The sequence below is a fragment of the Dysgonomonas mossii genome (assembly GCF_004569505.1).
In the GTDB taxonomy this organism is placed as follows: domain Bacteria; phylum Bacteroidota; class Bacteroidia; order Bacteroidales; family Dysgonomonadaceae; genus Dysgonomonas.
Genome location: NZ_SPPK01000001.1, coordinates 449891 through 462195, shown reverse-complemented (window position 1 = coordinate 462195; position 12305 = coordinate 449891). Strand labels below are relative to the sequence as shown.

At 38.2% G+C, this 12305-nt stretch carries 13 protein-coding genes; 11 read left to right on the top strand and 2 right to left on the bottom strand.

The features are described 5' to 3' along the window. Window positions 1-38: 38 nt before the first annotated feature. Window positions 39-878, bottom strand: coding sequence for a diaminopimelate epimerase (gene dapF / locus E4T88_RS02225; protein ID WP_135103846.1), 840 nt, complete (start codon window positions 876-878; stop codon window positions 39-41). A 406-nt stretch (window positions 879-1284) separates the two neighbouring features. Next, on the bottom strand, window positions 1285-2955 hold the full coding sequence (gene asnB / locus E4T88_RS02220; RefSeq protein WP_135103845.1) for an asparagine synthase B: 1671 nt from the start codon (window positions 2953-2955) through the stop codon (window positions 1285-1287). Window positions 2956-3217: 262 nt separating this feature from the next. Here asnB and E4T88_RS02215 point away from each other — a divergent pair, with 262 nt between their 5' ends. The 11 genes from E4T88_RS02215 (at window position 3218) to E4T88_RS02165 (ending at window position 12197) form a co-directional block, all read left to right on the top strand. Then, window positions 3218-3718: a hypothetical protein gene (locus tag E4T88_RS02215; RefSeq protein ID WP_135103844.1), complete on the top strand. Its 501-nt coding sequence runs from the start codon at window positions 3218-3220 to the stop codon at window positions 3716-3718. Between the two features lie 129 nt (window positions 3719-3847). Further along, window positions 3848-4159, top strand: coding sequence for a 50S ribosomal protein L21 (rplU, locus tag E4T88_RS02210; RefSeq protein ID WP_135103843.1), 312 nt, complete (start codon window positions 3848-3850; stop codon window positions 4157-4159). Between the two features lie 20 nt (window positions 4160-4179). Then, window positions 4180-4443, top strand: a complete 264-nt coding sequence (gene rpmA / locus E4T88_RS02205; RefSeq protein ID WP_006842455.1) for a 50S ribosomal protein L27 — start codon at window positions 4180-4182, stop codon at window positions 4441-4443. Window positions 4444-4656: 213 nt separating this feature from the next. Continuing rightward, a complete protein-coding gene (gene fldA, locus E4T88_RS02200; protein WP_135103842.1) occupies window positions 4657-5157 on the top strand; it encodes a flavodoxin FldA in 501 nt (166 codons plus the stop codon). Window positions 5158-5171: 14 nt separating this feature from the next. After that, the gene (locus E4T88_RS02195; protein ID WP_006842452.1) at window positions 5172-5516 is read left to right on the top strand and encodes a DUF2023 family protein; all 345 of its coding nucleotides are present in this window, start codon (window positions 5172-5174) and stop codon (window positions 5514-5516) included. Window positions 5517-5866: 350 nt separating this feature from the next. Next, entirely contained in the window at window positions 5867-6505 is a 639-nt protein-coding gene (pdxH, locus tag E4T88_RS02190) for a pyridoxamine 5'-phosphate oxidase (RefSeq protein WP_135103841.1), read from the top strand. Window positions 6506-6834: 329 nt separating this feature from the next. Further along, window positions 6835-7344, top strand: coding sequence for an ECF transporter S component (locus E4T88_RS02185; protein WP_135103840.1), 510 nt, complete (start codon window positions 6835-6837; stop codon window positions 7342-7344). A 9-nt stretch (window positions 7345-7353) separates the two neighbouring features. Further along, window positions 7354-7755, top strand: a complete 402-nt coding sequence (locus E4T88_RS02180; protein ID WP_135103839.1) for a phosphoribosyltransferase — start codon at window positions 7354-7356, stop codon at window positions 7753-7755. A gap of 6 nt (window positions 7756-7761) precedes the next feature. Beyond that, window positions 7762-9663 (top strand): TonB-dependent receptor plug domain-containing protein, encoded by a 1902-nt coding sequence (locus tag E4T88_RS02175; RefSeq protein ID WP_135103838.1) that lies wholly within the window; start codon window positions 7762-7764, stop codon window positions 9661-9663. Between the two features lie 29 nt (window positions 9664-9692). After that, window positions 9693-10631: a DUF362 domain-containing protein gene (locus E4T88_RS02170; protein ID WP_135103837.1), complete on the top strand. Its 939-nt coding sequence runs from the start codon at window positions 9693-9695 to the stop codon at window positions 10629-10631. 21 nt (window positions 10632-10652) lie between these two features. After that, complete coding sequence (locus E4T88_RS02165; RefSeq protein WP_135103836.1) at window positions 10653-12197, top strand: 4Fe-4S binding protein; 1545 nt, start codon at window positions 10653-10655, stop codon at window positions 12195-12197. Window positions 12198-12305: the final 108 nt, after the last annotated feature.

Sequence of the window (12305 nt, the reverse complement as noted above, 5' to 3'; positions counted from 1 at the left end):
TTAATAATTTCGGGTTCTTCTATTATATGGCCGCAGTATTAAAAAATCTCTCCTTCAAAAACTGTCACAGCCTCACCGGTCATATACACGTGATTATTTTGCTCATCCCATTCTATCTCGAGATCTCCGCCTATCAGGTGAATTGTTATTTTACGGTCGCAATATCCGTTCAGTATGGCAGCAACAGCCGCAGCACAGGCTCCTGTGCCACAAGCCAGAGTCTCTCCTGCTCCACGTTCCCACACACGCATATTCAACGTTTTACGATCAACGACTTCAATGAACTCAGTATTTGTTTTTCGAGGGAATATCGGATGTTTTTCAAACTTAGGTCCTATTACAGGCAAATCAAGCTCTTTTATTCCTGTTGTAAAAACAACCGCATGAGGGTTCCCCATGGATACGCAAGATATTTCCCATATTTTGCCATCGATATCCAACGGGAAATTAAGTACAGGCTCTTTATCCACCTTCACCGGAATTTGTTCAGGATCAAGGATCGGCTCACCCATATCCACTGTCACCTTCCGAGCTTTTTCGTCTCCCTCCAGTAAAGTTATATATTTAACGCCGGCTTTTGTTTCCAGCGCAATTTCCTTTTTTGTTGTCAATCCGTTGTCGTATACATATTTTCCTACGCAACGAGAAGCATTACCACACATCTCGGCTTCAGAACCATCGGAATTGAACATCTGCATTCTAAAATCTGAATTCTCCGATGGCAATATAAGCACTAAACCATCCGAGCCAATACCAAAATTACGATTGCTAAGGCGGATTGCTAATGCTGAAGGATTTTCTATCTCCTGAACAAATCCGTTCATATAGATATAATCATTGCCCGCGCCGTGCATTTTGGTGAATTTCAACTTCTTCATTCTCTATATTTCGTCTTTTTTTACTTTATCTTTTCAAGGGACAAATTTCATACAAATTATTCGTTTTTGCAAGAAATCCATAACATTTTTTCATCTTTAACAAAACAAAAAAATCTTTTTGTTTTATTTTCAACTTAAAAACAAAACATAAAGACATTATGAAGGTTTAATTGATTTACAAATGATAGGTTTATATTTAATATCACGTCTCTTTAATGCTCTTTACAAAAATTCTGCAACAAAATACTTCTCACACAACATCCTTTTCAACTATATGCCACTATTCCTCTCGAATCAAAACTTAATTTCGAAATAAAAACAATCACGATAATCAATTGTTTTTCATTTCTCTTATTTTACCGATAAGAATAAAACAAAAAGGAGGCAACCACCTCCTTAAAATATACTATTTATCATATGCTTCTGCATGAACAGCCTTCACCGCCCTACCTGACGGATCAACTCTATTCTTGAAAGACGCATCCCACTCCAGTGCCACAGCCGTACTACAGGCGACGGACGGAACGGACGGAACCGTATGAGCAGCCGAAGCTGATGGAAAATGCTCTTCAAACATTGTACGATACCAATACTCTTCCTTTGACATTGGAGGATTGATCGGAAAACGCTCCGAAGCATGCATCATCTGCTTATCCGAGACTTTCTTTTCAGCCATTTCCCTCAACGAGTCTATCCAATTATAGCCAACTCCGTCTGAAAATTGCTCTTTTTGCCTCCAAGCAACACTTTCAGGCAAATAATCCTGAAATGTTTTTCTTAATATATATTTTTCTATTTTACCATTACCACACATTTTATCCTGAGGATTTAAACGCATAGCAACATCCATAAATTCTTTATCGAGAAAAGGCACACGCCCCTCTACACCCCATGCAGCTAACGACTTATTCGCACGCAAGCAATCGTACAAATGCAATCGATCCAACTTCCGTACAGTTTCTTCATGAAAAGCTTTTGCATCGGGAGCTTTATGAAAATATAAGTAACCACCAAACAACTCGTCTGCACCTTCGCCGGAAAGCACCATTTTCACTCCCATCGATTTTATAAAACGAGCCAACAAATACATAGGGGTAGATGCACGAACGGTAGTAACATCATAGGTTTCGATATGATAAATCACATCACTGAGGGCATCAAGAGCCTCTTCGACCGTGAAATTTATTTCATGATGCACCGTTCCGATATATTCTGCCACTTTTTTTGAGGCCACCAAGTCCGGAGAATCTTTCAACCCAACAGCAAATGAATGCAGTTGAGGCCACCAAGCTTCGGTCTGGTTATCATCCTCTATCCTGCGAGCTGCATATCGTTTTGCGATAGCTGATATTATAGACGAATCCAATCCCCCTGAAAGTAAAACACCATAAGGAACATCCGACATCAATTGGCGATGCACAGCGCTCTCCAAAGCTACTCTCAACTCATTTTCATCAGACTCATTATCTTTTACATTGTCATACTCCATCCAGTCACGTTTATACCAACGCTTCAATTCATTCCCCTCGGCACTACACATATAATAACCGGGTAAGAACTCCTGCACGTTGGGACAAACACCTTCCAAAGCTTTTAATTCGCTTGCCACATAAAATTGTCCATGATCGTCATACCCCATATAAAGAGGAATTATACCCATATGGTCACGTCCAATAAGACAAATATCATTTTCAACATCATAAAGCGCAAAAGCAAAGATGCCATTTAAATCCTCAAATAGATCAACCCCTTTATCTTTATACAAAGCCAGGATTACTTCGCAGTCTGAGTGTGTAAGAAATTCGTAGTCGGGATAGCGACTTCTTATTTCTTTGTGATTGTAGATCTCACCATTGACAGCCAAAACCAAATTACCATCTTTACTATAAAGAGGTTGTTTACCAGAGTCTACTCCTACAATAGACAATCTTTCGTGAGCAAGAATAGATTTCTCACCACAATATATCCCCGACCAATCCGGACCGCGGTGACGGATTTTTTTTGCCATGCGAAGAACCTGCCCCCGCAAAACGCTTATATCTTGTATTAAATCAAAAGCTCCTACAAATCCACACATATATTTATCACCTGTTTTGTTTAAAATTTGAACAGTCTGGCAAATTTATATCATTTTATTCGTAAATAAAAAATAAATAAGACTTTTTGTTAATAAAAAACACTATTAAATCTCATTATGACAATAAAACTAAAAAACACAACAAACTAAACACTTTTGTTAATTTCGGTTTTAAAGTCTTATAAAAAGCGTGAGCTATATATAATTAAGTAAAATATGTATATATTTGCACCACAAATATTTGCATAACGAACACATTACAATGAAGAATTTCATCCTATCCTTTACAATTTTACTGACCGCCTGCACTTTGATGACATCATGCGGAGACAACGAGGAGGAAGCCGTAACCTTACAGGGCGAATGGCTAATGCGCGAGCAGACAATAAAAACATCCGATTCCAACTTCGACAATATGCTAAATACTGTTTTCAGTCTGGACTTAAAAGAAAATCAAACAACCAGAGCTTTTACTGAATTAAATGTAAAAACTACGATCAGAAAAAAAGGATCTTCGGGCTCTGACGGACTTATCAGTGAGTCTACCGACACATATGAAGCTAAAGGAGACTCTATATTTATACAAAGTTCATTGCATGGAGGCACAGCGGCTAGTAAATACCTTATAACGCCCAATACCCTCACTACTTACCGTAAAGTAACCTCACAAGACATTAGAAACATCGTTACCATTATGGGAGTAGACCCCGCAACAATCCCTAATGACTTGACAGGTGAATTAAAAATCAAAGAAATACGATAATCTTTTCCACAAATATTTTAATTTTTAGTAGAGATTGATTATCTTTGCCACCCGATTGCTAATAGGCTAACAAGAAACTGTATATAAAACGGTTCGCCTCAGGCACATAACCTGTAAATAACAAAACAGATGTACGTAATTGTAGACATTCAAGGACAACAAATGAAAGTTGAAAAAGACCAAAAGTTGTTTGTTCATAGAATCAATGCAGAAAATGGCTCAACAGTTGAGTTCGATAAAGTATTATTAGTTGACAACGGCGGCACAGTAACAATAGGCACACCGACTGTAGATGGCGCAAAAGTAGTTCTTGAGGTTGTTTCTCAAGCAAAAGGTGATAAAGTTCTTATTTTCCACAAGAAAAGAAGAAAAGGACACCGTAAACTAAACGGTCACCGTCAACAATTTTCAGAAGTTATAGTAAAAGAAATTATTGCTTAATCAGTTAAAAACAGAAGACAATGGCACACAAGAAAGGTGTAGGTAGTTCGAAAAACGGCCGTGAATCGGAAAGTAAACGATTGGGCGTTAAAGCATTTGGTGGAGAAGTTGTAAAAGCAGGAAACATCATAGTTCGTCAGAGAGGAACAACTCATCATCCGGGAGAAAATGTAGGTATTGGTAAAGACCATACATTATTTGCTCTTGTAGATGGTACAGTGGTTTTCCGCAAAAAAAGAAACGACAGATCATTTGTTTCTGTACTTCCTAAAGCAGAAGCTTAAGAAACAAGTTTAAAACATAGAGAAAGCAGCCTGATAATCAGGCTGCTTTTTTTGTTTATATAACTGATAATCTTACATCAACCGATGATTCCTACTTATAAATAGTGAAAAAGTGACATAAATATCATTATTACTTGGTATTGTATACATTTCTTGGTTGTCATTACTTTGTAAACAGAAAATTAGATATTTAATCATTTTAAATTTATCAGAATGTCAAAAATAGGAATATACTACGGCTCAACAACAGGCAATACACAAGAAGTAGCGGAAGAAATAGCAAAAAAACTGGAAGTAAGCAAGGCTGACTTACATGATGTATCAAAGGCTAACACAGACTTTTCAGCTTACGATGTAATATTATTCGGTTCTTCAACATTAGGATTGGGTGACCTTCAAGACGATTGGGAATACTATATCGACAAAGTAAAGGCTGCCGATCTGAATGGTAAAAAAGTAGCTCTGTTTGGATGTGGTGATTCATCTTCATATAGCGATACATTTGGCGACGCATTATCAAAAATATACAGTGTAATAAAGGGTAAAGGTTGCGAGCTAATCGGTAAGGTAAGCACAGAGGGATATACCTTCGACAGTTCTGAATCTGTTGTTGACGGCGAATTTCTTGGTTTGCTCATCGATAACGACAACGAGTCGAACCTTACAGATCAACGCATTGCAATTTGGACAGAAGACCTTAAAAAAGCAATTTAACAAAGTAAATCAATATGCGTGTTTTCTTTCACCTGATTTACGAATACAAAAAAGGGGTGCGCAGCTTGGTACTGTGTACACTACCCGGAGAATATGAAGATAAAGTCAGATGGAAATTGGGAAAAAACTCGATTAATTATAAAATAAGCCATCTGAAAAACGGTAATATAAATGTCTTTTTCGGCAAAGAGGAATGCCTCTTAGTAGCCAACGCAATATGTGGAGACAAACCGTTGAACTTATTAACACCTGAAGAAGATTTTATATTAGGAATATTATTAGGATATAGTGTCTGTGAACAATGCAACAGATACAGCAAGAGACAAAAGAAAAGTATTAATACACTTTGTTTGGCATAACTTTTCTATTGGATAGTTTTTTTAGTTGATCTAGATCCTCGCAGACGTGATGTCAGTGAGGATTTTTCATTTTTATACACAACTATTATCTTATTATACACAAGCTTTCCGCAAATAATATTTACGAATACTGAAGTAGAAAAAGTGACAAGATAAAGGGAAGTAAAATGTGTCACTTTTGTCACCTTTTAACAAAAAAAAAGATGATAAACAAAGAGCAAAATAAAAATGTAATAAATTGCATATCAAAACCTTAACAACCAAAAAGAAATAAAAAAACAACAAAAAGACTGCTTTTTTGTTATCTTATATATACAATAATAAACTCACTACTATTTTAACCATAATTTATGACAGATTTATTTAATATACGAAGAGATTTTACTTTAAAAACACTAGACGAGAGCGATGTCCTATCCGACCCAATGGATATGTTCGAACAATGGCTTAACGAAGCTATTATAGCGAAAGCACTTGAACCAAATGCGATGAATCTGGCAACAGCAACTCCCGATGGGAAACCATCTTCGCGTATGATACTACTCAAGCAGATTAAACCACAAGGATTCGTTTTTTTTACTAATTATGATAGCAAGAAAGCTTATCAAATTACACTAAACAAGTACTGTGCCTTAACTTTTGTTTGGAATGAATTGGAAAGACAAGTAAGAATAGAAGGTATTGTTGAAAAAACGTCAGATGCAGAATCAGACTCTTACTTCGAAGTCCGTCCGGCAAAGAGCAAGTTGGGAGCTTGGGCATCACCCCAAAGCCGTGCGATACCCGATAGAAAATACTTGGAAGGACTGATAAAAGAATATGAATCTAAGTTTAAAGACAAAGATATAGTCCGTCCTCAAAACTGGGGAGGATATATCGTTAAACCTTATCTTATCGAATTCTGGCAAGGACGCAGCAACAGACTGCACGACAGAATACAATATGTGCTTGAAGATGGAGTTTGGGAAGTTGAGCGTCTCGCGCCATAAGTTAAAATAGATATACTAAAATATCTATGCATTAAGCTTCGAGAAGAAAAAATATTTTATCAGATATTATAGAAGGTTTGATTATTAATTTCTATTTTTACGCTGATACTATAATCATTATGCCTAAAAGTGAAAAGATATTATAATATTTGTTCGTTTCAATAATTATTTTTAGTATTGTATTCGTTAACACCAATATAGAGAATGCCAGTAAGATAAAATAACACTCCTCATTATTTTACATAAACTTATATTTATTCCGGCTCAGGTATCCGGAAAAGGACAACGAATAAAATAAATAATTACATATACTTTAATTTACTATAATTATGGAAACAACAGTAAAACTTTATTCCTTAACTTACAAAGAGATTAAAACATATTTGTTTGCATTGTTATTCGTTGTCGGAAACATTGCACTTCCTCAGATATGCCATTTGATACCTGGTGGAGGCTTAACCTGGCTTCCTATATACTTTTTCACTCTGATAGCAGCGTACAAATACGGTCTACGGGTTGGTTTGTTAACTGCAATATTATCTCCACTTATTAATAGTGCTTTATTCGGTATGCCTCCGGTGGCTTTACTCCCTGCCATACTAATCAAGTCTACCTTATTAGCAGGGGCAGCAGCTTATGCAGCACATCGACTCGGAAAAATTTCTCTATTAGGAATAATTGCCGCTGTTTTGACATATCAGATAGCAGGCACATTGATAGAATGGGCTATCGTAAAAGATTTCTTTACAGCAGTACAAGATTTCCGTATTGGTATTCCGGGAATGTTAATACAAATATTCGGGGGGTACGCTTTACTGAAGGTTATCGCTAAAATATAAGATACAAAAATGTCTGACAACAAGTCTTTTTCGGAAGTATTAGAACGCTTCCGCGACATTGCTTTTTATGAAAGCTTCGATATGATTGTCGCTATCGCTAATGGAGGCATAATACCTGCTGCTATTCTCAATCAAAGACTAAATATCGATATCCATCTGTTAAAAATAAACCTACGCGACGCTTACCAAAAGCCCAAATATGAAAGTCCGCAATTGATAGCTCCCATCGACTTCGACTTCAAAGGCAAATCTATATTGCTGGTAGAAGACAGAGTGAAGACGGGCGCATCTCTGGCGTTGGCATGTAAGTTGCTCGAAGGTGCCAGACTAGTTAAAACATTCGCGGTAAACGGAAAAGCAGATTATGCCCTATATGATGAAGATTGCTTCAAGTTCCCGTGGCTATTATAAAAATGAATGAAGAAAACAATTAGTGCCATTGCTTCTGTTTTATTATTTGCCCAGCTTACTTATGCCATAGATAACAATCCGATTTCAGCACCTAAGGATTCTATCCAACTAGGAGATGTTATCGTTACCGGAACCCGTCCGGCGGTAAATATCAATAATCTCCCGATGAGTGTAAGCATAGTGGGAAGTAAACAAATCGAGAGTCGGTTTGAACAATCATTATTACCTATAATTACAGAAGAAGTCCCGGGTTTGTTCGTTACTTCACGAAGCATTATGGGCTACGGTGTTGCAGCAGGATCTGCCGGAGGTATGACAATACGTGGTATAGGCGGAAGCCCTACCACACAAATGCTGATGTTGATAGACGGACACCCACAATATATGGGATTGATGGGACATCCCCTAGCCGATTCGTATCAGTCATTAATGGTAGAACGAGTAGAAGTAGTGCGTGGACCAGCCTCCGTTTTGTACGGATCGAATGCAATGGGTGGGGTGATCAACATTATTACCAGAAAGCAACTGCAAAATGGAGTGAAGACAAACGTTAGAGCCATGTATGGCTCATACAACACACTCAGTACAGAGGCGAACAATGCTATTCGTTCGGGTAAGTTCAGCAGCTACGTATCTTTAAGTTACAACCGTTCGGACGGACAGCGAGAAAATATGGATTTTGAGCAATATAGTGGATATGCAAAAGTCGGTTATGATTTCACTCCAAACTGGAAAACTTTTATTGATCTTGACTTGACTAATTTCAAAGCCTCAAATCCCGGAGCGGTGAATAGTCCGGTCATCGATAATGATGCCGATATTACCCGTGGAGTAACATCCTTTTCTCTTGAAAATAACTACGAGAAAACATCAGGAGCTCTTAAACTCTATTACAACTTCGGCTCGCACAAGATCAATGACGGGTATCCGCCTACAGAAGAAGCCAAAGATTATAGGTTCAGATCGAACGATAAGATGGTAGGTATCACCCTCTACCAGAATTACAGCTTCTTTAAAGGAAACCAAACAACCGCAGGATTCGATTTTCAACATTTCGGAGGACATGCGTGGAACAAATTTCTGGATAACAGAGATGACGTAGACATAGCCAAGAAAAGCATAAATGAAGTTGCAGGATATATAAACTTCCAGCAAACACTGGCTTCTAAAGTAGTACTGAATGCGGGAATAAGAATAGATCATCATGCCATTACCGGTACAGAATACATTCCACAAGCCGGAGTGAGTTATATAGCTACAGAGAATACAATAATAAAAGGAATCGTAAGTAAAGGTTTTCGTAACCCTACTATACGCGAAATGTACATGTTCCCTCCTCAGAATCCCGACTTAAAAGCTGAGCGATTGATGAACTATGAAATATCAGCATCTCAAAAGCTACTTAACAGAGCATTAAATTTTGATCTGAGTCTGTATTATATAGACGGTAGTAACAGCATACAAACCGTGATAGTAAACAACAAGCCATTGAATGTAAATACAGGAAAAATAAAAAACTATGGACTGGAATTTGCAACTCAATATAGAATAGCCCCACATGTAAATCTGTCTGCAAACTACAGCTTCTTACATATGAAATATAAAGTTCTGGCATCTCCCGAACACAAGTTATATGCAGGGATAAACTATTCGTACAACAAATGGATGTTATCTACAGGTATTCAGTTTATAGATGGGCTATATACCGTGCTTGAGAACAAAGTGACAAATACAGAAGCAAAGAAAGAAACATTTACTCTATGGAATATCAGAGCAGCTTACAAGCCTATAAGCATGCTGGAAATATTTGCAAGAGGAGAAAACCTTCTGGCTCAGAAGTATGAAATAAATTCAGGATACCCCATGCCTAGAGCAACAGTGTTTGGTGGTGTCAATTTAAGATTTTAAAATAAGGTTTTATTAAATAAAGATTAACTATGGACAGACGAAATTTTCTAAGAGCAATAGCCATCACCGGTGCTGCAGCAACAATAAAGACAAGCGCAGGGATGGACGTACTGGCCCAAACGCTTGAAAACACTCAAACAGGTCAGCCGGTGGATATGGTAGCCGTAATGGGCGGAGAGCCTGACGCTATGTTTAAACGTGCTATCTCAGAATTGGGAGGTATGGGCAAATTTATAAAGAAAGGATATAAAGTTGTAGTTAAACCTAACATTGGATGGGACAAGGCTCCTGAGCTTGCCGGAAATACGAATCCAAAGCTTGTCAGTGAAATTGTTAGACAATGCTTTGCTGCCGGAGCTAAAGAAGTTACTGTATTTGATCACACCTGTGACGACTGGCTCAAATGCTACAAGAATAGCGGCATAGAAGCTGCTGCAAAAGCTGCCGGAGCAAAGGTTGTACCAGCTCATGAGGAGTCATACTACAAAAGTGTGTCGTTGCCTAACGGTGTTACCCTGAAAAACACAAAGATACATCAAGCCATCCTCGACTGCGATGCATGGATCAACGTGCCTGTACTCAAACATCATGGTGGAGCGAATCTCACTATCTCGATGAAAAACTATATGGGCATTGTATGGGATAGAAGAATATTTCATGCAAGCGGACTGCAACAATGCATTGCTGACATGTGTACATATTCTAAAAAACCGGTATTGAATGTAGTGGATGCATACCGTATCGTGAAAACCAACGGGCCTCAGGGAAGATCGGCCTCCGACGTGGTAACGACAAAGGGATTGTTCGTCTCACAAGATATTGTTGCAGTAGATACTGCCGCTACTAAATTCTTTGGTCAGGTACGTGAAATGCCACTCGACCATGTAGGTCACTTGGCTAACGGACAAAAGCTAAAACTGGGAACAATGGATATTGAAAAACTGAACATCAAGAGAATAAAAATATAATTAAACTATAACTATCATCAAATGCTTAAGTACTTGCGAGTAGGGATATCTATTGTGATATTCACTCTCATAACATTCTATTTTCTAGACTTTGCAGCCTTACTCCCCGAAAGTTTTCACGGGTTAGCCCAGATACAACTAGTTCCCGCAATACTCGGAGGTAGTTTGCTTATCCTTCTTTTTTTAGCTATCCTAACCTTACTTTTCGGGCGCATCTACTGCTCGTCTATATGCCCAATGGGAATATATCAAGATATTGTAAGCTGGTTTTCTAAACGACGCCTATTCTCAAAGAAAAAGAAACGCTACAATTACAGTAAAGCAAAAAACATTCTTCGCTGGAGTGTTCTCGGTGCGACAATTATTGCCTTCTTGGCCGGATTCCCTATCCTACTTGGATTAATAGATCCTTACAGTGCATGGGGAAGAATTATCTCGAATGCATTCCGCCCGGTCTATATGGGTGGCAACAATGTTTTAGAATCTATTTTTACAAGCTTTGGCAATTATACTTTCTATAAAGTCGAAATAGTCATGCTTAGCCTATTTTCTTTTGTTGTGGCATTGATTACATTCTTTACTATCGGCTTTTTTGCTTGGAGATATGGAAGAACATATTGTAACACCATCTGTCCGGTAGGCACAGTATTGGGTTTCTTAAGCAAGTTTTCCTTATTTAAAATCAGGATAGACGAAAGCTTGTGCAACAGCTGTGGTTCATGTGCTACGAAATGTAAAGCTTCGTGCATCGACAGCAAAAATCACGCTGTTGATTACTCTCGTTGTGTAGATTGTTTCAATTGTTTAAGCACTTGCTCAAAAAATGCACTTGCGTTTTCTCCATCTTTCAAGAAAAAACGTGGAACAAGAGCGGAAGCGGATAACAAAACAGATAAAAATAAAAGACAATTCCTTTTTGCCGGACTCACCACAGCGATAGCTGTTCCTGCTGCGTATGCCCAAAACAAAACTGCTGAGTTGACCGGTAACGGTAGGTACATCCGGAAGAATGCTATTTGCCCCCCGGGTGCGGTAAGTGCAGAACATTTACTAGAGCACTGTACAGCGTGTCATCTTTGCATCAGCCGATGCCCATCAAAAGTTATCAAACCTGCCTTTATGGAATATGGATTAGGGGGAATGATGCAACCTATGATGAACTACGATAAGGGTTTTTGCAATTACAATTGTGCTGTTTGCTCTGATGTTTGCCCAAGTCATGCTCTAAAATCGCTTACGATGGAAGAAAAACATATGACTCAAATTGGACGTGTGACTTTTCACGAAGATATATGTGTAGTTCATACCGAAGGGACAAATTGCGGAGCCTGTGCAGAGCATTGCCCTACTCAAGCCGTAACGATGATTCCGTACGAAGGTCACGAAGGTTTAACTATCCCATTCATCACCCCTGATATCTGCGTAGGTTGTGGTGGCTGTGAATATATTTGTCCAGTTCGCCCATACAGAGCTATATACGTGGAAGGGAACAAGGAGCACAAACAGCGTAAAGCTTTTAAGGAAGAAAAGAAAGAAGATGTTGTCATTGATGGCTTTGGTTTCTGATTCCAATTCGAAGAGATCGGAAAACATTTTCAACCTCAATAATAATCAACAGAAGCATTGAAAGCACAGAACTGATTCTGTGCTTTTTATGTTCTAATGCAATCGTTT